Origin of the sequence: Rothia sp. HMSC058E10 (assembly GCF_001809415.1) — a bacterium.
GTDB classification, from domain to species: Bacteria; Actinomycetota; Actinomycetes; order Actinomycetales; family Micrococcaceae; genus Rothia; species Rothia dentocariosa.
Window position 1 is genome coordinate 243,926 of sequence record NZ_KV797632.1, and the last position, 23,103, is coordinate 267,028.

Consider the following 23,103-nt stretch of genomic DNA (forward strand, 5'->3'; position numbering starts at 1 on the left):
TTCATGACTCCGTGCGCCGCATGGCAGACATCCCTAGAATATCAAGGCGTAAAGTTATTGTGCAGCCCTTGGCGGCTTCGAGATACGGAATATTCGTTCACCTATCGCTTAAGACCTTCAACTGGAAGCCGACGCTTCCCGGCAGTTCAGGATGCAAACTTTTCTAAAGCCGGGCAACGTCCGTTGTGCATCCTTAAAATCTGGATGAGCTCGTTTCACGCCCGGAACGCTGATGATGCATCTGAGTACAATAGAACTACTCTGCGCCTGCTAAAACCCCGGCGCGGTTTCCACCCGATGAAAGGCAATCCGTGCACCTGACTTCGCTCACCCTACGCGGCTTCAAGTCTTTCGCATCGTCCACCACATTTGAATTCGCACCCGGCATTAACGCTGTGGTAGGACCTAACGGCTCGGGAAAATCAAATATTATGGATGCGCTCGCCTGGGTTATGGGGGAGCAGGGGGCAAAAACTCTGCGCGGTGGTTCCATGCAGGATGTTATTTTTGCGGGTTCTGGTACGAGTGGAGCCGAAAACGGCGGAAAATCCCAATTAGGGCGTGCCCAAGTTGTTTTGCGCCTAGATAATACGGATGGTGCGCTGTCGATACCCGCCGACACTGTCGAAATCTCACGTACTATGTTCCGTGCCGGTGGCAGCGAATATGAGATTAATGGGTCGCCTGCTCGTCTGTCCGATGTGCATGATATTCTCGCGGAAGCTGGAATGGGGCGTGAGATGCACGTGCTTATCGGACAGGGGCAGCTCGATAAAATTTTGCACGCCTCTGCCGCCGAACGCCGCGAAATTATGGAAGAGGCCGCCGGGATCCTAAAATACCGCCGCCGTCAGGATAAAACCGCCCGCAAACTTGAGGCCATGAGTGCTAATCTGACCCGCTTGAACGACTTGGCTGCCGAGCTCAGCAACCAGTTGGAACCGCTTGGGGATCAGGCAGAGTCTGCGGCAACCGCGCGTGAACTGCAAGCGCGCATCCGCGAGCTGCATGGCATACTAATCGCCCGAGAAACCCATGCGCTCAACGCCCAAGTACAGGAACAGAACCGGCGACTTAGCGATACGAGTGAGCAGGCGCATGAACTCGATGAGCGCAGCGAAAAAATACGGACGCGGCGAAAAACCCTCGACGAGAACCTTGAATCAGCCCGCCGCGAGCAAGCGGAGGTGAACACTCACTTAGCGCGCATCCGCGAGCTTGTGGCACGGGTTAACGCGGTAATCGCGGTAGCGGCTGAGCGTGCCCAAGCGGAAGAAAACGCTCCTGCTCTTGAAGACTATCGGCAGGAAGTTGAGCGCTGTGCACAACGCCTTGCAGAGGATGAAAAAAATCGTGACAGCGCGGTTGTTGAGCACGAAAAAGCGCAGACGGAGGCTCAGGAGTCTGAACGTCGAGTACAGGAACTTACAAGCGCTCTCGCCGCTTTGGAAAAAACTCGTACTAAACGCGAGGCTGAGCGTGACCGCGCTAGGAAACGCCGCGCCGAACTTGCTGAAGCTACCGCCGTGGCACGCGCCACCTATGAACGCGCTTGTGCCGTGGAAGAGACCCGCCGTGCTGAACACGAAGACTTGACCGCCGAATCTGCGCGTATGGCTAAGACTGTAGCGCACTCAGAGGCTGCCCTGCAGACGGCGGCAGCGGAAGAAGAAACTCACCAGCGGGATCTCGCCGCCGCCGCTAGCGTACGAACTAAAGCCGAAGAAACCCGTGAGAAGGTTCGTGCCCAGGTATTAGAGGCCTCCCAAACATATGCTGGTGCCCATGAACGTGCCGCAACTCTGCGAGAAGCCCTTGGGCAAAGTCTAGAGATAACCGATAATATCTCGGAAGCGCATCTTGATCAGCTTGTGCGTGTTTTCGAGGTTCTTACCATCGCGAAAGGCTGGGAGCGCGCCGCCTCTGCCGCGCTGGCTGCTTTTGCATCGGCGGCAATCAACGCTCCGCAAGACACCCATATTTCTCGTCTTATCTCTGATGTTGGGAAGAAGACAGCGAAGACTAAGAAGACATCTCGAAAGACAGAAGAATTAGCGGAAAAAACTCTGGGCCTTCCAGATGTGCCAGATGCCGTAGCGGCGCTTACAGTCATTACTCCTGCCACAGACTCGGCAGAGAATCTACTCGATAAACCCGCCCGCACAGCTCTTAACGCGGCACTCTACGCACGCCTGCACGGAGTTTACTTTGTGCAGGATGCGCCCGCAGCTGCCTTGGCACTTACCGCCGGCGCTTACCGTGTTTACGACAGGCAGGGAATCGAATACACCGCCTACAGTGTTCTGCACCCGGCACACGAACAGAGTGCCCTCGAACTTGCCGCCGCCGCGCAGGCCGCCTGTGACGACGCCGAAAAAGCTCTAGAAAAACTCAACCGTGCCAAGAAAAAACTTACGGCCGCCGAACGCGCTCTCACCGATGCACTCGATGCGGAACGCGGCACCGCCAAACTTCTAGGCGAATCCCGTGCCGCCCGCGCCCGGGCCGAGGCGGAGCATGCACGCATCCTAAGTCGATCCGAAAGTCTGCATGCCGAGATCGCGCGCGCTGCCGAAAAACTGCACCATGCCGCAGATGAAGCACAGGAACTTCAGAGCGCATACCAACAGACACGCGACGAGCTGACCGCCCATGAAGAAGCTCGTATAACGCATAGCATCATGGGGAGTGCAGAGGCCGAAGCCGATGGTACCCCGGATAACCCTGCCGATCTCGAAGGCTCTCTCGCGCAGGCACGCAAAACACTGCATAAGGCAGAACAGCACCATGCCCGCATCCAGGCCGAAGCTGCACAACGAGTCGCCGAAATGCATGCTGCAGAAGCCTCAATGGAACGCACCCGGGAGGTTTATAGCCGTGCAGAACGTGCTCTCACCGCAGCGCAGGCAGCGCGCGAGCAAGCGCATCGCCTAGCTACCGCAGCACGTTCACAACAGCGCCAAGCTCACGCGCTAGTTGATGCTCTAACCACTGAAGCAGAAACCTGGAAAAATCGTCTTGACGAAATCGCGCGCAGCATGGGTGAAACCGCCGAACAACGCGCCGAAACCTACACCGAAGAACAAGACCTTGCGACAGCCCACCAAGCAGCCCTCGCCCTCATCTCGCGCGCCGAAACCGAACTCGCACGCCTCGAAACCCGTCGTGAAACTCTGGCAGAACGCTCACGGCTTCTGACCCAGCTGCCTCTCGACGAAATTCTGCAGACACACCCCAACCCAGACGAAAACGCCGAAGATTACGTACCCACCGAGACCATTCAAACACGGCTTGCCGCCACCGAACGCGAACTCGAAAAGCTCGGCAAAATCAACCCGCTCGCCCTCGAAGAATACGAAGCGCTTAGCGAACGACACACCTACCTGCGAGAACAAATCGCTGACCTCAAAAAATCTCGCGGCGATGTCATGACCGTCATGGACGAAGTCACCACCCACATTGCCGAAGTTTTCACGCAGGCATTCAACACCGTAAACGAGCATTATGAACGTATCTTCGGCATACTTTTCCCCGGAGGCGAGGGACGCCTGGAACTCTCCGATTCTGACGATATTCTTAACTCAGGCGTAGATATTTATGCCCGTCCGGCGGGCAAAAAAGTCAAACGTCTCTCGCTTCTTTCCGGTGGAGAACGATCGCTCGCATCCTTGGCGCTGTTAATCGCCATCTTTATGGCAAGTCCCTCACCGTTTTATGCCCTTGACGAGGTAGAAGCAGCCCTTGACGACCGCAACCTAGGACGAGTCCTCACAGTACTACAAGAACTGGGGGAGCGCTCGCAGCTCATCGTGGTAACCCACCAAAAACGTACGATGCAGATTGCACAAACCCTTTACGGCGTTTCGATGCGTAACGGCGTTTCGACTGTAATCTCACAAAATATGGATGAGCTGCGCGAGCTTCTCTAAACGTTTTCTAGGCACAAAATAAAATACTGTGGGCTAAGAACACCTTCGAGTGTTCTTAGCCCACAGTATTTTGTGAATGTTCCCTTACCTTCCGGTATAGTTCTCATCCGCCAGTTCGCGGGGCCAGTGTGGAGTACGGAACGGTAGCCAGGTGAGTGAAGCTGCCAGGAGCAAACCTCCGCAGAGCATGAATGCAGGTGTGAAGCCCCACGTATCGGCAACAGTACCGGCGAGAAGCGGGCCCAGAATCATGCCGAAGTCACTATGCATTTGGAAGGTTGCAAGCACGGGTGCACCATCGCGTTTGCTACCGATAACATCGGCAACAGAGGCTTGCAGCGAGGGCGTGATCAGCGCTGCCCCAGACCCCATACCCACGATGAGAGCCACAAGCATCCAAGGCGCCGAAGAAATACCAATAGTCGAAATGGCGGTTCCGGCGATAAGCAAACCGATAAAAATCATGATGCGCCGCCCCAAGTTGTCTGATAGACGCCCTGAAACGGTTTGGGTAAGAGCATTTGCTAACGAACCGACCGCCATCACCGTAGAGGCAAGGACGGTTCCCTCCGGTGCCCTAGAGGCATCGCCGCCCGTCGCCAAATACGCCGCGAGCAGAGGAATCAGAGAAGACTGTATGCCTAAAACAGCCCAGCCGATCGTAAAGTTCGTGAAAAGCGCCGATCGGTAGTTCGTAAATTTGAGCGCTTGCCGAACGGTCATCGTGGCTGGCATAGGGGGTTTCTGCCGGGGTGATTCCTCGCCCGAAGCCGGTACATCGGTTGCAGAAGCATCGTTAGTATCGGGGGAAGCTTTGGAGCCAGTATCATGCTGGGTGGGAAGGCTATATGCCTCACGTTCGGCATCAATCTGATCGGCAGGAGGCATCATGAACCAGACGATAGCCCCAGCTATTAGCAGAGAGCAGCCGTAGAGGGCAAATGGCAGGCGCATCCCCAAGCCGCTGAGTGCACCGCCGACGACCGGCCCCATAATGTTCCCGAGCAGGAATGCGGTAGCGTAGTATCCCGAAACCCGCCCGCGCATATGCGAAGGTGCTAGACGCACCAGAAGACCCATCGCAGAAACCGTGAACATGACCGAACCAATACCTGCGAATGCGCGCGAAGCGAGCAGCACCCAGTAATCCCAGGCAGCGGCATTTACGAAGGACGAAACCGCCACAATAACCATGCCGCAGGTGTAGATAGGGCGCTCACCAAACCGTGAGATGAGCTTGCCCGCCCCCGGTGCGAAGACTAACCGCATGGCTGCCAATGCCGAGACCACAATCGTTGTTGCCGCTACTCCCACGTTAAAGCTACGCGCAAAACTGGGGAGTACAGGTGCTACGAGTCCGTACCCGAGCGCGATCATAAAAGATGCGGCAATGAGTACCTTCAACCCGGTAGGAATACGAGTTTTTGCAGGTGTTTCAGGCGGTGTACCTTCAGTTTCGTCAGCCTTCGTGAGCTGGATGCGCCTGCCGCTCTCATCCTCAATAGTTGCGGATGCGATGGCATCCGCTCCGGGGCTGACGATAGGGATCGCACCGGTTGCGGCGCTCATATAGTCCGGTGTGCATTGCTGCGTGCTGCCGGTATTGGAAGGTTCGTTCTTCCCGGTATCCTGCTGAGTTTCTGCGGGGGAGGAGCCTCGGGACTGTGCGTTGTGTTCGTGCGGAGTCATAACTCTTTCTGAGTATTTGGCGGTAGAACCACCCTGGCGGCGAAGCTGCCGTGCGTGTTGGTTAGAGGGAGCGCAACATCTTGTCTGATGCCGCTTGCTCTCACTAGTCTACTCTTCTTAAGAATTGTGGGTCGGGAGCATTGAGGATATTCCTTGCCTGCCGTGAAACGCCTGAGCGAAGAGTCATTTTATGCGGAAGTGCGCTGCAGAACGGATTTTCCTTCACAAGCCCCCTTTTCATCTTCATACCAGCCGGTAAGCTAGTAGTGTGAATGAATCAATGTGGATAATCCTGGCAGTTGTGCTGGGTGTATTAGTGATTGCTGGCGTTATTTTCGCCTTTACACGCGGTGCTAAAGCGCCGCGTGGCGGGTATCCGAGCACACGTGATGCTGATGATACGCAGACGGAAGACACATCGGAAGAGACCGAGCAACCAGCCTCCCGTTACGATATTCCTGATCCTTCGGCGGGGCGTCTGGTGCGGCTGCGTGCCCGTTTGGCGCGGTCGAACAACATGCTGGGCAAGGGGCTTTTGGCTCTGCTCTCACGAGATCGCATCGATCAGGATGTCTGGGATGAGGTCGAAGAGACTCTGCTCATGGCTGATTTGGGTGCTGAGCCGACCACTCGCCTAGTGGAGGCGCTTCAGAAGCGGGTGCGTGTGGAGGGAACCGATAACCCTGCCGCCGTGAAGAAGATGCTTCATGAAGAGCTTCTTGAGATTATCGGTCCCACAATGGATCGTGAGCTAAAGACCGAGGGCACCGACGGTAACCCTGGCGTGGTGCTTGTGGTCGGCGTGAACGGCGTAGGGAAGACCACGACGGTCGGTAAGATTGCCCGCGTGATGGTTGCGGATGGAAATTCGCTTCTGTTGGGTGCGGCTGATACTTTCCGTGCGGCGGCTTCCGAACAGCTGACGACCTGGGGCGATCGCGTGGGCGTGAAGACCGTGCGCAGCGAAAAGGAAGGTGCTGATCCTGCCTCTGTTGCTTTCGACGCGGTGAAGACCGCTAAGGCTGAGGGTATCGGCACGGTGCTGGTCGATACTGCGGGTCGCCTGCAGAATAAGGCCGGTCTGATGGATCAGCTCGGCAAGATTAAGCGCGTGATCGAAAAGGAAGCCCCCGTGACCGAGGTGCTTCTGGTGATTGACGCAACCACCGGGCAGAACGGTATGGTGCAGGCGAAGGTCTTCGGCGAAATCGTGGACGTGACCGGTATTGTGCTCACCAAGCTCGACGGTACCGCAAAGGGCGGCATCGTGGTGGCTATTCAGGAAGAATTGGGTGTTCCCGTCAAGCTCGTGGGACTCGGCGAAGGTCCGGACGACCTGGCGCCCTTCGATCCCGAAGGCTTCGTGGATGCGCTTCTCGACTAGCTCCTGAACCCTGCTCTTGTGCGTCGTGCATTTTAGCGGAGCACATGATGAGGCGATATTTCCGGGAGCGTTTTCTTGATCTTAAATTGTTACCAGATGAAGAAAACGCTCCCGCTTTGTGTATTCGCTCGCCAGAATGTCCTATTCACGAGTTGCCAGGTGTTTTAGCTTCCCATCCCACTGCGGCAGTTTGTGTACGAGAAACTTAGGTTTGAGCGGATAATCCGCCAGGGAATCGAGCGGCAGCCAGACACAGGGGTAGCGATGCTCCTCTTCGCAGGTGGTTATCGGAACCGTTTCAGGATCAACCTCCACGAGGTAGTGAAATTCGATGCGGTGGTTTGGTATACCGTGCACTGTGAAAAGGTGCTCTCCTACGAACGCAAGCTGCCGAACCGTGCAGTCGATGCCTAGTTCTTCGCGCACTTCGCGACGCACCGCATCCGCGCTGTGCTCACCAACCTGTACAGCACCGCCGGGCACAAAATATTTGCCGTCGTGACTGTAGGCCAAGAGCTTACCGGCGTGCATGATCAGTGCCGAAGCTCGCACACCGTACTGATATCCTGCAGCTGTCGTTCGAAAATCCATACCTTTATTATCTAACTGTGTATTGTGTGCAGTTTCGCCAAACGCTCATCGGAGGGTGTCATCGAGAGCAGATCTTGGCACATCCTGTATCCTTGGAGATTGAGTAAGCATCTTAAAAATGGGCGACCATCTTGGTTTCAAGCTGGGTGCAGTCCGTTTCCTCGACGATAAGAAAGTGATCACGGCTCGTGTTCAATTCTCTCTCTGACCGTTTGACGGCAACCTTTAAGAACCTGCGTGGCAAGGGCCGCCTCTCTGAGGCAGACATTGACGCAACCGTCCGCGAAATTCGCCGCGCCCTGCTGGATGCGGATGTCGCCGTGCCTGTTGTCCGTGAATTCGCCGCACATATTAAAGAGCGTGCCCTCGGCGCTGAGGTCTCAGAGGCGCTCAACCCTTCACAGCAGATCGTCAAGATTGTCAACGAAGAGCTTATTACCATTCTGGGCGGACAGACTCGCCGCATTAACCTGGCGAAGACCGGTCCCACCATTATTATGCTGGCTGGTCTGCAGGGTGCCGGTAAAACCACGCTGGCGGGTAAACTCGCGAAGTGGCTCAAGGGGCAGGGGCATACCCCTATCCTGGTGGCATCTGATTTGCAGCGCCCGAACGCGGTAACCCAGCTGAAGGTTGTGGGCGAGCGTGCGGGTGTGCCCGTTTTCGCGCCCCACCCGGGCGTGACCAGTGAATTTGATACCCCTACCGGCGATCCTGTGCAGGTTGCACGAGATGGCGTGGCAGAGGCACGTGCGAAGCTCCATGACGTGGTGATCGTTGATACTGCAGGCCGTTTGGGTGTGGATGCCGAACTCATGCAGCAGGCGCGCAATATCCGCGATGCTATTGAGCCCCAGGAAGTCCTGTTCGTGATTGATGCGATGATCGGTCAGGATGCCGTGAACACCGCAAATGCCTTCAATGAGGGCGTGGACTTCACCGGCGTAGTGCTCTCCAAACTCGACGGCGATGCTCGCGGTGGTGCTGCTCTTTCCGTCGCTTCGGTTACCGGCAAACCGATTATGTTCGCATCCACGGGTGAGAACGTGGATGACTTCGAGCAGTTCCACCCCGACCGTATGGCCAGCCGCATCCTGGATATGGGCGATGTGCTCACTCTGATCGAGCAGGCAGAGGCCACGTGGGATAAGGCAGAAGCCGACCGCATGGCGAAGAAATTCATTGATCAGGAAGACTTCACCTTCGATGATTTCTTGGCGCAGATGCAGCAGATTCGCAAGCTGGGTTCCATGAAGAAACTTCTCATGATGATGCCCGGTGCCGCCCAGATGCGCCAGCAGCTAGAGTCTTTTGATGAACGCGAAATTGACCGCGTCGAAGCTATTGTACGTTCGATGACCCCGCATGAACGTGTGGCACCGAAGATCATTAACGGTTCACGCCGTGCGCGTATCGCGAAAGGTTCGGGCGTGACTGTTTCTGAGGTGAATCAGCTCATGGAGCGTTTTGCTCAGGCCCAGAAGATGATGAAGAAGCTTGCCACCGGCAAGATGTCTGGTATGCCCGGCGGCATGCAGATGCCCGGTATGGCCGCGGCTGGCGGAAGTAACCGTAAAAAGAATAAGAAAAATAATAACAAGAAGAAGGCGGGTCGCTCAGGCAACCCCATGAAGCGTAAGCAGCAAGAGGCAGAGGCACTTGCCGCTCAGAAGGCACGCCAGGGTGCGGCTTTCGGGCAGCAGGCGCAGCAGCAAGAAGATCTTGATCTTTCGAAGATGAATCTGCCGAAGGGCTTTGAGAAGTTCCTACAGTAGAGGGACTGTGAAATGGTGTTCGCGGTGTTCTGGCGGCTTTATGAAGGAGTCGTCAAACATCGTGAACGTTGTTTGACAAGAATTTACCGGTGTATGAAGACGACTCACTCCGTATTCACACATCATGAAGACATACGCGTTACTCTGGTATAGAGGATTCGATAATACCGCGCCTATGACACACACCATCAGGTCACGTGCTGCAGGCTGAAAACCTGCATGAGAAAACGGATCCGATTGATAGGCGTGGAATGCAGATCTCTACAGTGTGCATCCGATGATTCGTAACGCCGTTTCTCACCGGCCATGCCCTGAATGTAAACCGTGCCTACTAAAGCAGAAGGCTTTACGGCGTTAGTAGCGGGGCAGATGAGGCAAACGGCAGAACGCTATTAAGGGGAAGAATGCAGAACAACGAGCAACATCACCGAGACTCGGCGCAGGGCGGCGCTGAACAGAACGGTCGTGAGCGCCATGAAACTGCCAACCCTTGGACTTACACCAAGCCGGAGGCATCTGCCAGTCAAAATGGCACCGTCCCGGATTATTTATGGGTTCGCCTGTCTTTAGAGTATGGTGAAAACACCCCCGACATCGCCGGTTCTAAAGTGGTCTATTCCAGTGACTCTAGTGATGATACTGGTCCTGAAACTGCGGATGTTGCGAGCGCTATTATTGACCTGATCCGGCGGGCGAAACAACTTCATGAGGAGAAAGAGCACCGTATTGATCCGCGTGAAGTAGATGATGTTGCTGCCTCACTAGCCCATGATGATCTGACGGTTGAAGAACTTAACCAGATGTGGCAGGATACTCCGGCTCCCCAAGATCCGGATAGCTCCGAAGAAAACGGTGAACATTATTCGGCTCCTCAGCATGACCATGCGGGTTCTCCCGAAGAGATCTTTGATGTGACTTTTTCTGATGTTGAGGATGAGAACCTGCACCGTCGCCGCATGTTAGCGCGCGCCGCCAGCGATCATGATGTGATTCAGGCTCTTATAGAGCTGACTCGGGAACGGCCCGAACTTATCGCCTATGAGATGGGCGAGCGTGAGGTTCAGATATATGTTTTGTGTTCGCTTAATCCCGCAGGTTATCTGAACGTTTTGCATGTGGCACACGGACAGATTCGCAAGGGTGAGCCCCTGGAAGAATATGTCGAGTGGCTTCTTGAACGCATGCCAGTAACCGGTATTGCTCTTGAAGAAGAACCCGGGATGTGGGTACCGGTACCGCATGATGTTTACCAGATCGAATTTTTAGTTGATGGCGATGCCGCGGCGCTTCTAGATATTAACCTGGATGCACTCACCAGCATGCTCCTTACCCAGCCGGAACGCCAGATTGTCGCAGCCCCGGCGGGAACATGGACGATTATTAGCGGCGATCCGCATGACATTTTGGCTGTTATTGCCGAAGCAAAGTGTCACGCCTTGATTGCGGAGGGGAATGCGCATCAACAGCACCTTATCTTTATGGAGGCCCCTCAAGAGCTAGAGCAGAACGAGAACGCACCTGCCTGGATGTTGGGCGAGCCGGAGGAGAAGGACTCGACCATTCTGGAGTTCTTCTGGCAGTCTGTTCCGAAGACTCTCACACGGACTATGACTCGTGAACATTGCGATTCTTATGAGGGCTCTTTAGAAGATATTCTGACGAGTCTGCCAGGTTTGCCGCCCGAACCTTTTGGCCTGGATCAAGACGAGCTTACTCGCTCTATTGTTGAGCTTTCCCTGCTTTTCGGCGTTCCTTCTGGAACTTCTGCGGGGAGGCGCCTTGAGAGCTATCTGCGAGATACGAAGAACACTCTTGCTCTCGAATCGGTGCTTCAGCTATTGCATGTTCCCGTTGAGCTGGCAGCGGTACCGACGGAAGGGCTTGAGATCGGTGCTATTGGAACCGCTCGTGTATTTGGCGAAGACCCTGCTGAATTGCTGGCGGCACCTCATGACGAAAGTTCGTCTCAAGCAGACATGGATCCGGCACAGAGTGACGATAACTCACTGTCTGCGCATTACCAGTCCGATACACTTCCCGATATAGAGGCTTTAAAACGCAGCTATCGTCTGGTAGCTACAAACCGTCGTGTGACTCTTGCGGAGTGGCTTGCTGCGTCTCAAAGTGGCGAGATTCCTTACGAATATACTCATGTGGGTACCATCAAACAACGGGATAATCAGCAGAACGAGTCTTTGGTGAAGAAGCCTTCCTCAAGTCCGCGTGTGGATGCGTCTAGCCCTAGTGGCGCATCAAACAAAGCGGTCGTTGAGACGAACTCTTCAACGCATACAGTGCAGCCCGCACACTCAGAATCGCCTGGTGAGACTTCTGCCGGAAAAGACCCCAAAAATCGTTTGCTTACCCGTGTTTTTCGGGTGGACGGTACCGCGCAGCTGGGGCTGGCAACCGTGTTTTGGACTGTTGCGCGCCGCAAAAAAGCGCAGGGTAAGAGCGCCCCAATTTTGACAGCTCTGAGTACTGTTCTCGCAGCTGGCGGCACGAGTGAGATTCTCTTAGCGCCTCGTCTTGCTCGGCTTGCTGGCGAGAAACTTGATGAGCATCGCAGTAAAACGGCGTCAGATGATCCCGTAAGCGCGGAGCTCGTGCGCCGGGGCGATAACCCGCAGGGCGCATCGTCAGAGGGGCTGCACCGGCGAACCTTAGTTGATGACCTGCGTGACGGCATCTATGTGGAATCTCCGCGTAAGTCTTGCAAAGCCCGCTCACAGGCCGTGAACTCCGCGCCCGATACGTCATCCACCGCAGAGCTAGGAGAGCGGGTACGTCGTACCGTTCGTAAGTTCTTCTCCTAAAACTCTCTAACGCTCCTAAGAACCATGCTTAAACACAGACGAAAGCGGAATCTATGAAAGATACATATTTAAGCCACGAGGAATTGGTAGCTTTTATCGCATCACTTCCAACACGTCGGCTTGCCGCCGGAGCGCTTATTCGCAATGAAGAAGGCGAACTACTTGTGGTGAAGCCGAACTACAAGGACGGCTGGATTCTTCCGGGCGGAACCGTAGAGGCGGGCGAGGCACCGAAAACAGGATGCTTCCGTGAGGTTCAGGAAGAGCTAGGGCTTACCCTGACTCCGGGTCGTTTGGTGGCTATTTTCCATGGGCTCGCATTAGGTGTCTGGGGCGACTCCACATATTACATGTACGATGCGGGCGTTATTCCGCGCGACACCCCCATTACTTTGCAGAATGATGAACTGGTGACCTATGAGTGGGTGGCCGGCGAAAACTTGGGCGATTACGTGCGCCCGGCGATGGTGAGGCGGCTGCAAGAAGCCCTGAAAGCCCTCGAAACCGGCGAAGTTCTTGAGATAAGCTCCGACGATTAACGCTATAACAGCGACATATGCCCGAAAACGCGGGGGCCCGCTAGATTTAAATTGCCCTATTTGTTACCCTATCTGAGTACCCGACATTGCGTGACCCCTCTCTTCGCGCTTTGTTGTGTCCATAGAGACTTCGTGAACGGCCCGCCCCACGGGTGCTGAAGCGCGGTTTCGCACCAAGTATTGAAACAGGAGTAACCACTACAGTGGCTGTTAAAATTCGTCTCAAGCGTATGGGTAAGATCCGCGATCCTCGCTACCGTATTGTAATTGCGGATTCTCGCGTGAAGCGTGATGGTAAGACTATCGAAGAGATCGGTATCTACCACCCGACCGAGCAGCCCTCGCGTATCGAGATTAACTCTGAGCGTGCTCAGTACTGGCTGTCTGTTGGCGCACAGCCGACCGAACAGGTCTTGGCTCTGCTGAAGCTCTCAGGTGACTGGGCAACTTTCAAGGGTGAGAAGGCTGAGAACAGCATCAAGCCCGTTGAGCCTAAGGCTGAATTCGTTGTTCCCCAGAAGGGTTCCGTTATTCTGCCTGAGGCTATCACCCCCAAGGCCGATAAGGCTGAGGAAGCAACCGAGGAAGCTCCTGCTGAAGCTGAAGCAGAGGCTGCCGAGGAAGCAGCTGAGTAATTATGTTGGCTGATGCACTCGAACACTTGGTTCGAGGGATTGTCGAGCATCCGGACGATGTGAAAGTGCGTCTGCGCCAGCAGCGCCATCGCGAGACGCTGGAGGTTCGGGTACATCCCGATGATTTGGGTCGAGTGATTGGTCGTTCGGGCCGAACCGCTAAGAGCATTCGCACCGTGATGGATGCGATTTCTGAGGGCGATCAGGTTCGGATCGATATTATCGACACCGATAGAAAACGTTAGCTGATATAGCATCAAGAGCGTTCCATCACCACCAAGGTGTTGGAACGTTCTGCTTTAATCATGAGAATTTTCAGCAGGCAATCACACAGCAGGTGGGTGCCTCCACAGCTTGTGAGAGTCTGCGCTTTTTCGGACCTGCCGGTAGAATATTAGGTGTCTACAAGCCCCAGTTTTTCTAGAGGTTTACAACATGCAGGTTTTGGTTGCGCGCATCGGCAAGCCGCACGGTATTCGCGGTGAAGTTACGGTTCAACTCTTCACAGATATCCCCGAGGAGCGCTTTGCTCCCGGAGAAGTTCTTGATTTGGAAAACTTCACCCCGAAAAGCCCTGTGGCTACTGTTGCACCAACGGGAAGGCTTAAAGTGGTGGGGCACCGCTGGAATAAGAAGATTCTGGTGGTACGTTTTGAGGAAGTCACTACCCGCAACCAAGCGGAAGAGCTGCGGGGCAGCCGCTTGATGTTTGAGGTTCCCGAGGACGAAGATGATGAAGGCTTCTACGAACAGGAACTCGTGAACCTGCCTGTATATCTTCTGGTGAAGGTTCCTGAGGGGGAGAACCCCGTCAATAATCCTAAAGCTGGAAAGCCTCTGGGGAAGGTTACCGGTCTGCAGACCATGCCCGCGCAGGATATACTGCTCGTTAAACTTGCTGCCGAATACGGCGGTGACGAGATTATGATTCCTTTCGTCGAAGAGATCGTTCCTGAAGTTGTGACCACCGCTGAGGACGAACCCGGTTTCGTGCTTCTGACCCCGCCACCCGGTCTTATCAACGTGGCTGAAGCAGAATCTGCCGCATCGAACTCAGAAAATACGGGGGAGTAGCCTGTGCGCTACGACGTTATCACTATTTTTCCCGAGTACTTGACACCGCTAGACCTCTCGCTGGTAGGGAAAGCCCGCGAAAACGGTTTGGTCGATCTGCGCGTGCATAATCTGCGTGACTATACCTTCGACCGTCACCACACGGTTGATGATACTCCCTACGGCGGCGGCGCCGGTATGGTCATGAAACCGGAACCTTGGGGGCTTGCGCTTGATGAAGTGCTTGCGAATTCACCGCTGCAGGCAGGGGAAGAGCACCACGAAAATAATCGCGATGAGCCGGAAGAACAGCGAGAAAGAGCAGAGGAAAATTCGAGTCCTCAGAAACTCGTGCCTGCGCAGGATAATCGTCCTCTCCTGATTGTTCCTTCCCCGGCAGGCGCGGTTTTTAACCAGCAAATGGCTTATGAACTCGCTGAGGAACAGCATATTGCGTTTGCTCCCGCGCGCTATGAAGGTATTGACGAGCGTGTGCTCGACTGGGCACAAACCCGCTTCCGCGTGTTTCCCGTCTCGATGGGGGACTATGTGCTCTACGGCGGAGAAGTTGCGGTGATGGCGATGATCGAGGCTATTACTCGACTAATTCCCGGGGCATTGGGAAACCCAGGATCTCTTGCAGAAGAGTCGCACACCGGCGGGCTTTTGGAGTACCCGGTGTATACAAAACCGGCGCAGTGGCGCGACTACGAGGTTCCGCCTATCCTGCTTTCGGGCAATCACGGTGCTATTGCCAGGTGGCGGCGCGAGCAGCAGATTGAACGTACCATGAGCCGCCGCCCCGATCTTTTTGAGGCGTATCCTGAAGAAAATTGGGATAAGAAAGACCGACATTTTCTTGCCGAGCGCGGTGTGCATTTCCCCAAATCTCGCCAAGCAGACTAAACCGGAAGAGCTCTAACACGCAGCACCGTTGCATTCGTTGAAACCCCTTACAGTTAGGGGCTAAAACGTTCAAAGTCGAGAATATCGTAAACAACGGCGCGCCCCTGGATCCAATAAATCTTACTCGGAGCACCCGGATCTTCCGCAGGCTTATACCTGCCGCCCAGGGCACGGGAGAGCGAGCCGCGCATCGACAATGATAACGGGCGGTGAGTACTCGTATGCTCATAGCGGGCAAGATCTAGAGGTTCAGGGTCAGTAAATTCCTCTACCTGAGCGAGAGCAAGCATCCGATCTTCTAAACTACCGTGACGTTCCGCCGAAAAACCGGCATCCAACCAACTATCACGCAACTTGGAAGGCATCAGCTGAGGAACATCATCACGCCTCTCAAAACCGTGCGATTCGGGCGCCGGAATAACCGGCAGATCAGGCTCACGATAGATCATCAAAATTTCCAGCTCACCGCCTAGCTTACGGGCACGCAGAATTTCCTGGCGAATGTGCCGAACCGTTTTCTCAGGGCATGAAAAGCCCCACGGAACCGCAGGAATACCGAGAGCATGCGCCTTCTGAAACCTATCATAGGCGCGCAAGACCACCCCGCCGGTACGTCCATGCGCCATGTATGCATAGTTGTAATCAGCAGAAAGCTTCAGAAAAAGAACGGGATCGCTGGCAGGAATATACATGTGAGCCTGCAGTATCTAATGTTTTTCGGGAACCGGGCGCTCGCGGAATTCGATAGGGCGTTTTGCCTTGGGCAGGGCGTACATAATACGCAGGTAAGCATCTTCAATGAGCTCTTCAAGAAGCTGGCGCGTAACGCCCTTGCCTGCGCCGACCGAAATCCAGTGCCGTTTATTCATATGCCACCCTGGAATAATGCTTGGGTACATGCGCTGCAGAACCTCGGATTCTTCGGGGTCGGTCTTCAGATTCACGATCGGGTAGCCGATACCGTCTGTGTACATAGCAAAAATTTTGCCGCTAATGCGGTACACCGTATTACGTGGTCCGAAAGGCTGATCGGAGGTCGCCAACGGCATAGTAAGCGCAATCTGATCAACAACCTCATGGAGGTCTTCGGCGGTTATCTCTTGAGAATTAGGTGTACCCATACCTTCGAGTCTAACGGCTGTTACACCGTAGTGAAAGGATTCAAAGTTTGGGAAAACCAAAACCAAGCTGCCTGGGCGGTTCACATCTGTAGAACGTCTAGAACACGGAAAGAATACACCCGTAAAATATGCGGCGAAAACCGCGTGCGCATCCCAAAAATAGCGGTAGAATAGAACACTATGGCTGAATTTATTTACACGATGACCAAAGCCCGCAAAACTGTGGGCGATAAGGTCATTCTTAACGACGTTTCCATGTCGTTCTTCCCGGGCGCCAAGATTGGTATGGTTGGTCCCAACGGCGCCGGTAAGTCGACCATCCTGAAAATCATGGCTGGCTTGGATCAGCCCTCAAACGGCGAGGCACGCCTCTCGCCCGAATACAGCGTAGGTATTCTGCTTCAGGAACCGCCACTGAACGAAGAGAAAACCGTGCTCGGCAACGTCGAAGAAGGCGTGGGCGAGATCAAGACGAAGCTGGATCGTTTCAACGAAATTTCCGCGCTCATGGCTGAACCTGACGCCGATTTTGATGCCCTCATGGAAGAAATGGGTAAGCTGCAGGAAGCTATCGATGCCGCAAACGCCTGGGATCTAGACTCCCAGCTGGAACAAGCTATGGAGGCACTTCGCTGCCCACCCGCCGACGCCCCCGTCACCCACCTCTCCGGCGGTGAGCGCCGCCGCGTGGCACTGTGCAAGCTCCTGCTGCAGAAACCAGACCTGCTTCTACTCGACGAGCCCACCAACCACCTAGACGCAGAATCGGTGCTGTGGCTTGAGCAGCATCTGCAGTCCTACGAAGGTGCGGTCATTGCGATTACTCACGACCGCTACTTCCTAGACCACGTTGCCGAATGGATCGCCGAGGTTGACCGCGGCAACCTCTACCCTTACGAAGGCAACTACTCCACCTACCTTGAGAAGAAGCGTGCCCGCCTTGAAGTTCAGGGCAAGAAGGACGCGAAACTCGCTAAACGCCTGAACGAAGAACTAGAGTGGGTGCGCTCAAACTCGAAGGGTCGTCAGGCGAAGTCGAAGGCTCGTCTGGCACGCTACGAGGAGATGGCTGCGGAGGCTGAGAAGACCCGCAAGCTTGACTTCGAAGAGATTCAGATTCCTCCGGGACCCCGCCTGGGTAACGTCGTTATTGAGGCTGAGAACCTGCAGAAGGGCTTCGACGGCCGTTCCCTGATTAACGGTCTGTCCTTCTCCCTGCCCCGTAACGGCATTGTGGGTGTGATTGGTCCGAACGGTGTGGGTAAGTCCACCCTGTTCAAGACCATCGTTGGCCTGGAGCCCCTCGACGGCGGCGAGCTGAAGGTCGGCGAGACCGTGAAGATCTCGTACGTTGACCAGAACCGCGCGAACATCGACCCGGAGAAGACCCTCTGGGAGGTCGTCTCTGACGGTCTGGACTACATCCAGGTCGGCAACGTTGAAATGCCTTCGCGTGCGTACGTTTCCGCGTTCGGCTTCAAGGGCCCGGACCAGCAGAAGAAGGCGGGTGTGCTCTCCGGTGGTGAGCGCAACCGCCTGAACCTGGCGCTGACCCTCAAGCAGGGTGGTAACCTGCTGCTGCTCGATGAGCCCACTAACGACCTGGACGTTGAGACCCTCGCATCCCTGGAAAATGCGCTGCTGGAATTCCCCGGCTGCGCCGTGGTCGTCTCTCACGACCGTTGGTTCCTGGACCGCGTGGCAACCCATATCCTGGCGTGGGAGGGCACCGACGAGAACCCGGATCAGTGGTACTGGTTCGAGGGTAACTTCGAGTCCTACGAGAAGAACAAGATTGAGCGCCTCGGCCCCGAGGCCGCCAAGCCGCACCGCGTGGTGCACCGCAAGCTGACCCGATAGGGTTTAGTTCGGTAGCGAGCCCCGCCTCCTGCGCTGTTGAAGCGTGGGGAGGCGGGGCTTTGCTGTGCCCGCTAGATGCCATATGCGCTGGATGCCGTACGCGCTGTGTGTACTGGATGCTGCGCGCGTTGGCTGCTGTATGTGCTGGCGAGGGGAGGGTCGCGTGTTCGCCGGTAGAAATAGTTCGCTCAGTGGCGACCGATATATCGTGGCGGACTTCATATTTACGGTTTATAATGGGTATGTGCGTAAGTACAACTGACACATGTGATTACGAAGAGAAGAGCATTATGCTTTCAAAATATAACTGGATGTCCTTGGTTACCGGTCTGTTGCTGATTGCAGCGGCAATCTACATGTTCGCCAATCCCGCTATTCCGCTGGTAGTTCTGGGTTATGTGTTCTCCATTTCGGTGTGGCTTGGTGGCGTGTTTGAACTGGTACGTTACTTCGGCACGCCAAAGCAGGCACGTACCGGCTGGGACCTGGTTGACGGCATCTTGACCGTGGTGGCTGGCCTGATTCTGCTGACTGCCTCGGTGGGTGCACAGGCAACCTTCATCCCGACCATTGTGGGTACGTGGATGATTATGTGGGCGCTGATTCGTCTGATGACTGCCCAGGGCGTGAAATACCTGAGCTACGCCGCCGGACGCCACCTGCAGCTCTCTGCTATTGGTACCCTTATTCTGGGCTTGCTCGTGGTGCTGTTCCCGATAATCTACGGCGTGGCGGCAGTATGGATGGCAGCACTGGGTCTTCTGGTGACCGGTCTGGTATTCGTGGGTGACTTCTTTGTTTCCCGCCGCACCAAGAGCACCGTGCACATTTCCCCGGACGGTGTGATTGACGGCGAAGCTAAATAAGAGCTTCCAAACGGCTTCTAGACCGTACACTAGAACATAAGAAAGACCGTGTGAGACAACCACCTCACACGGTCTTTCTGTATGCTCTGCCAGGTTCGCCTGACGCCTTCCGGTAGTCCTAGCGGTGCTCTGCTTTATCGATATTCCGGCAGGCGGAACATCATTTCCTGCGCCACGGTCGCCACCAGCTCACCGGAACGATTGAAAATCGAACCCTGCGCGAGCATCCTGCCGCCCTGCGCGCTCGGGGAATCCAGCACGTACAGCAGCCACTCGTCGGCGCGCGCCGGGCGGTGGAACCACATCGCGTGATCCAGCGAGGCGCTCTTGAGGCCCGGTTCCAGCCAGAACTTGCCGTGACGACGCAGAGCAGGCTCCAGCGGCAGGTAATCCGAAGCGTAGGCGATAGCGGCGCGGTGCTCCGCCTCCGACGCCTCAGAACCATCAGCATGCACCAGGCGGTCAAAGGTCTTGAACCACACGCAGGCACGCGGCTGTGTCGAGGAGGCATCCGGCTGAGTGTACAGGGGCGCATCCACGTGGCGCATATCAATCGGACGTTCCCACGCTACCGCCTGTGCAATGGGGTGGGGGAGCTGGCCCAGATAATCGCTGACCTTCGGAAGGGACTCGGGGTCCGGAACCTCCGGCATGGTGACCGCGGTGTGCTCCGGGCCGCGGCTATCCGCCTGGAAAGACATAATTGCAGAGAACATGGGCGCCTCATCCTGGAACACCTGCACGCGGCGGGTCGAGAAGGAACGGCTATCGTTCAGGCGCTGAGTGGCGAAGAACAGTTCACGCTCAATATCGCCGGGACGCAGAAAATAGGCGTGAATCGAGTGGATGTCCTTGCCCTCCACCGTGCGGTCGGCGGCAATAATCGACTGGGCAAGAACCTGACCACCGAAAGTACGCGGCTGCTCGCGGGTGAGCGTCACGCCGGTAGACACTTCATCACTACCGAAGGAAGCGGGCGCCGCCTCCACGGGGGAGAGGTCCAGCATCCGCATGAGGTTTTGGGTCACAGTGGGCTTGGTCATTCTTTAATTCTGACACGAAGGGGTAAAGTTGAGGATGATTTATCGAAGAAAATATGCGAGCGAGAGGCAAAACATGACCGATGACCTGCACACACCCGACGCAGCACCTCTGCCAGAACCGGAACCGCAAGAACCTCCACGCTCAGCCACAACCAACACCCGGCGTATAGACCTCAAATACAATCCGCACGAAGGCATCGACGAACCCTACCTTATCTTCCCCAACAACCAGCAAGGTATAGCCGCCGCTGCCGACCTCAGCACCTATATTTCACGCGCACGTTCCCTCGATACCCAAGCGGCAATACGACTTACCGCCCGTGGGAGTGTGCTTGCCGTTTTCGCATGCTCTCTCGCCCCCGAAACCATGCTGGATAACACCCCCACCATTCTGGGGATGCGCGCCCTCAACCTCGCGAAGCCTTCAACCCTTGATATTGTGGTAGATTCAGCCGCCCTGCTCGAACGCCTGGCACGCATTGAAGAATCCGAGATGGTGCTGTATCTGCCGCCCGTCACCGTACACACCGAATGGGCTGGGAAAGCCGCACCCCTGCAAGGATGGGAAAAGCTAGGAACTATTGATGCTGATGAATTCCGCCGCGCCAGCCGTGACGGACTTACCGCCGTCGAAAAAGCACTCCCCGAAAACCCCGGTGCCGCAGTGCTCACCACCGTGCGAACCCGTATCTGGTCATCTCCCATGGTGCTTGAGCACCTGCCGGAGTTTGACCGAACCCCTATACCTACAGGCGCAGCTTTCGCCTTGCAGGTCTTCGGATTCCTCCCCGAAACCTTCACCGGTGAGCTCGCTATATATGCCGCCCGTACTGGTTCCGACGGCTGGGTGCGCATCGCTGCCCCCGGCGGGCATGTGCTGGTGCGTTCAGGCTCGGGAGCGCTCGCATGAGTTATTCTGCGAATCAGCCGGGTGAGCAGGTCAGCATTTACGACCAGGTGGGCGGCGAGGAAACCTTCGATAAGCTCACCCGCAGGTTCTATGCGCTCGTGAAGGCCGACCCCGAGTTTTCTGCCATGTACCCGGATTTTGACCCGTTTCCGCCAGAGCACCTCACAGAGGAACAGACCGCCGAGATTGAAGCAAACGATACTGACCACTTCGATGCATCGGCACGGCGGCTGAAAATGTTCCTGATTCAGTACTTTGGCGGGCCCAGCACCTACCAGGAACAGCGAGGTCACCCGCGTTTGCGCATCCGGCATAACCCGTACCCGATCGGCGCAAAGGAACGCGATACCTGGCTGAAATATATGCGGCAGGCAATGGATACCCTCGATCTTCCGATGATGATTGATGCGACCATGTGGGACTATTTCGAGCGTGCGGCACGTGCCATGCAGAACCGGGCATAGTTCAAGACAGCATTGCATTTCAGACGTTGCTTTTATAGGTTGTAACAATGCGTATTGTTTCTTATAACTCTGAGTATCGGGAAGCTCTTCTGGATATTTCACTTCGCGCCTGGGGACCCGTTTTTCCGCGGATGCACAACGACGTCCCCGAGTTCGTTTATGATGCGTTCTACCCTCAAGGGTGGCAGCAGCGGCAGCTCAGCGATTTAGAGGAAGTGCTCGATCAGGAGCCTCAGAATGTGTCTGTTGCGCTTGAGGGTGAGTGCCCGGTCGCTTGGGTTTGCACGCGTATCCATCCTGAGGATCAGATGGGTGAGATTTATGTGATTGCTGTTGATCCCGAGTACCAGCGGCGCGGCGTGGGGCAGCAGCTTATGGAGCATGCCTTTGCGCAGATTAAAGACGCCGGGATGCGCATGGTGATGGTCGAAACCGGCGGCGATTCGGGACACGCACCGGCCCGAGCGCTCTATGAGTCCGAAGGATTTGTTCGCTGGCCCGTTGCTCGGTATTTCAAGGATTTGAACAAGTAGGCTGGTCTACAGCTTGGCAGAGTGCAGGTATGAGAAAGCCCGGTGCAGGGAGGTAAACCCCGCACCGGGCTTAGTAGACGTTTATCAGTTATTCTGCTGTGAGTTCTGCGTAGCGGGCGAAGAGGATTTCGAGGCGTTTATTGTTGGATGCGCACAGCTTAGCGGCACCGAATGCCTTATCAACGTGGCGATCCAGTTCCTTATGCGCCTTCAACAGCTCAGAGTTCATCGCCAGTGGATTATACATATCCGCGAGTGAAACGCGGCCACCGTGCTTTTCCGCGAGTGCCTCGCGAACTTCCAGAATTTTCTGGCCCGCCGTAATAATTATGGAGCGCAAATCTTCAGCCACTTCGGGAAGCGGAAGGTTATTCCAAACGATAGTATTCGAGAAACGCAAACGTGATTCTAAAGCGCCGCCGACTGCACGTTGCCAGGTAATAAACATGGACGAGCTAATAATGGCAAAGAAAAACCCATCCGGGTCAAGGGCAGTAAAAAGCTGATTCCCAGCGATAACTTCAGCGGGAAGATGTGCCACCGTATAAAAGGGGCGAGTCTCCGAAACTACGGCGGGAATACCAACATAGTTATCCAGCGGACGATTCTTATTCGGACGCATTAAATGTGGGGTGTCTCGATATTTATATGCGTCTCCCGTTGGTGTCTGTTTGCTACGCCATTCTCGGTTAGCTTCAATGCGCTTTTTAAGCACCGGACTTTTGGTAATATCTGCCGGGTTTACATCTTCAAGCCAGAGACACCATCGATCAATCCCGCGCACGAGTTCCTTACCCATACGGAAAGGCCGTAAATATTTAGCTGCTATAGGATCACTTGAAACTTCGGCGTAATCTTTTTCTTCCACAATGAGGTTTCCATTATCAGCAGGTTTAGTACCAAACTTTACCTCGGGTAAATGTGCCAACGGTTTTGATCGTTTCTTCACCAGAATATTAGGGGCATCCAAAAGATAGGCATTAATACTT

Annotated in this window: 20 protein-coding genes; 14 read left to right on the forward strand and 6 right to left on the reverse strand. The window is 55.3% G+C overall.

The window, feature by feature from the left end:
• The first annotated feature begins 311 nt into the window (after positions 1-311).
• Positions 312-3,929: a chromosome segregation protein SMC gene (smc, locus tag HMPREF2609_RS07330; RefSeq protein WP_070536096.1), complete on the forward strand. Its 3,618-nt coding sequence runs from the start codon at positions 312-314 to the stop codon at positions 3,927-3,929.
• Between the two features lie 84 nt (positions 3,930-4,013).
• On the opposite strand, the gene HMPREF2609_RS07335 is transcribed toward smc, so the two are convergent.
• Positions 4,014-5,618, reverse strand: a complete 1,605-nt coding sequence (locus HMPREF2609_RS07335; protein WP_246825614.1) for an MFS transporter — start codon at positions 5,616-5,618, stop codon at positions 4,014-4,016.
• A 268-nt stretch (positions 5,619-5,886) separates the two neighbouring features.
• Here HMPREF2609_RS07335 and ftsY point away from each other — a divergent pair, with 268 nt between their 5' ends.
• On the forward strand, positions 5,887-7,002 hold the full coding sequence (gene ftsY, locus HMPREF2609_RS07340; protein ID WP_080974371.1) for a signal recognition particle-docking protein FtsY: 1,116 nt from the start codon (positions 5,887-5,889) through the stop codon (positions 7,000-7,002).
• A gap of 141 nt (positions 7,003-7,143) precedes the next feature.
• Here the strand turns inward: ftsY and HMPREF2609_RS07345 are convergent, their stop codons facing one another.
• Entirely contained in the window at positions 7,144-7,593 is a 450-nt protein-coding gene (locus tag HMPREF2609_RS07345; protein WP_070536099.1) for an NUDIX hydrolase, read from the reverse strand.
• Between the two features lie 188 nt (positions 7,594-7,781).
• On the opposite strand from HMPREF2609_RS07345, the gene ffh reads away from it, so the two are divergent.
• The 7 genes from ffh (at position 7,782) to trmD (ending at position 15,317) form a co-directional block, all read left to right on the forward strand.
• Positions 7,782-9,368, forward strand: coding sequence for a signal recognition particle protein (gene ffh / locus HMPREF2609_RS07350; RefSeq protein ID WP_070536102.1), 1,587 nt, complete (start codon positions 7,782-7,784; stop codon positions 9,366-9,368).
• A gap of 404 nt (positions 9,369-9,772) precedes the next feature.
• On the forward strand, positions 9,773-12,184 hold the full coding sequence (locus HMPREF2609_RS07355) for a hypothetical protein (RefSeq protein ID WP_070536103.1): 2,412 nt from the start codon (positions 9,773-9,775) through the stop codon (positions 12,182-12,184).
• Positions 12,185-12,237: 53 nt separating this feature from the next.
• Positions 12,238-12,723, forward strand: coding sequence for an NUDIX domain-containing protein (locus HMPREF2609_RS07360; protein WP_070536106.1), 486 nt, complete (start codon positions 12,238-12,240; stop codon positions 12,721-12,723).
• A 203-nt stretch (positions 12,724-12,926) separates the two neighbouring features.
• Positions 12,927-13,358, forward strand: a complete 432-nt coding sequence (rpsP, locus tag HMPREF2609_RS07365) for a 30S ribosomal protein S16 (protein WP_013399230.1) — start codon at positions 12,927-12,929, stop codon at positions 13,356-13,358.
• Between the two features lie 2 nt (positions 13,359-13,360).
• Entirely contained in the window at positions 13,361-13,603 is a 243-nt protein-coding gene (locus tag HMPREF2609_RS07370; protein ID WP_004004867.1) for an RNA-binding protein, read from the forward strand.
• 190 nt (positions 13,604-13,793) lie between these two features.
• Positions 13,794-14,432 (forward strand): ribosome maturation factor RimM, encoded by a 639-nt coding sequence (gene rimM, locus HMPREF2609_RS07375; RefSeq protein WP_048779196.1) that lies wholly within the window; start codon positions 13,794-13,796, stop codon positions 14,430-14,432.
• Between the two features lie 3 nt (positions 14,433-14,435).
• Positions 14,436-15,317, forward strand: coding sequence for a tRNA (guanosine(37)-N1)-methyltransferase TrmD (trmD, locus tag HMPREF2609_RS07380; protein ID WP_048779197.1), 882 nt, complete (start codon positions 14,436-14,438; stop codon positions 15,315-15,317).
• 53 nt (positions 15,318-15,370) lie between these two features.
• On the opposite strand, the gene HMPREF2609_RS07385 is transcribed toward trmD, so the two are convergent.
• Together HMPREF2609_RS07385 and HMPREF2609_RS07390 are read right to left on the reverse strand one after the other, a co-directional pair.
• A complete protein-coding gene (locus HMPREF2609_RS07385; protein ID WP_048779199.1) occupies positions 15,371-16,009 on the reverse strand; it encodes a hypothetical protein in 639 nt (212 codons plus the stop codon).
• A 15-nt stretch (positions 16,010-16,024) separates the two neighbouring features.
• Positions 16,025-16,438, reverse strand: a complete 414-nt coding sequence (locus HMPREF2609_RS07390) for an MmcQ/YjbR family DNA-binding protein (protein WP_004004862.1) — start codon at positions 16,436-16,438, stop codon at positions 16,025-16,027.
• A gap of 180 nt (positions 16,439-16,618) precedes the next feature.
• On the opposite strand from HMPREF2609_RS07390, the gene ettA reads away from it, so the two are divergent.
• Positions 16,619-18,298 (forward strand): energy-dependent translational throttle protein EttA, encoded by a 1,680-nt coding sequence (gene ettA / locus HMPREF2609_RS07395; RefSeq protein WP_070536109.1) that lies wholly within the window; start codon positions 16,619-16,621, stop codon positions 18,296-18,298.
• Positions 18,299-18,588: 290 nt separating this feature from the next.
• Positions 18,589-19,164, forward strand: a complete 576-nt coding sequence (locus HMPREF2609_RS07400; protein ID WP_135007788.1) for an HdeD family acid-resistance protein — start codon at positions 18,589-18,591, stop codon at positions 19,162-19,164.
• A 134-nt stretch (positions 19,165-19,298) separates the two neighbouring features.
• On the opposite strand, the gene HMPREF2609_RS07405 is transcribed toward HMPREF2609_RS07400, so the two are convergent.
• Complete coding sequence (locus HMPREF2609_RS07405) at positions 19,299-20,207, reverse strand: acyl-CoA thioesterase (protein ID WP_049342090.1); 909 nt, start codon at positions 20,205-20,207, stop codon at positions 19,299-19,301.
• Positions 20,208-20,241: 34 nt separating this feature from the next.
• Here HMPREF2609_RS07405 and HMPREF2609_RS07410 point away from each other — a divergent pair, with 34 nt between their 5' ends.
• From HMPREF2609_RS07410 to HMPREF2609_RS07420, 3 genes are read left to right on the forward strand one after another with little or no spacing between them, the layout of a single operon-like run.
• The gene (locus HMPREF2609_RS07410; protein WP_037230997.1) at positions 20,242-21,117 is read left to right on the forward strand and encodes a DUF8185 domain-containing protein; all 876 of its coding nucleotides are present in this window, start codon (positions 20,242-20,244) and stop codon (positions 21,115-21,117) included.
• A complete protein-coding gene (locus HMPREF2609_RS07415; RefSeq protein ID WP_013399216.1) occupies positions 21,114-21,581 on the forward strand; it encodes a globin domain-containing protein in 468 nt (155 codons plus the stop codon). The genes HMPREF2609_RS07410 and HMPREF2609_RS07415 overlap by 4 nt, the downstream gene beginning before the upstream one ends.
• A gap of 47 nt (positions 21,582-21,628) precedes the next feature.
• Complete coding sequence (locus tag HMPREF2609_RS07420) at positions 21,629-22,114, forward strand: GNAT family N-acetyltransferase (RefSeq protein ID WP_070536112.1); 486 nt, start codon at positions 21,629-21,631, stop codon at positions 22,112-22,114.
• Positions 22,115-22,202: 88 nt separating this feature from the next.
• On the opposite strand, the gene HMPREF2609_RS07425 is transcribed toward HMPREF2609_RS07420, so the two are convergent.
• The coding region (locus tag HMPREF2609_RS07425; protein WP_371326042.1) for a type IIL restriction-modification enzyme MmeI at positions 22,203-23,103 on the reverse strand (901 nt) is incomplete at its 5' end.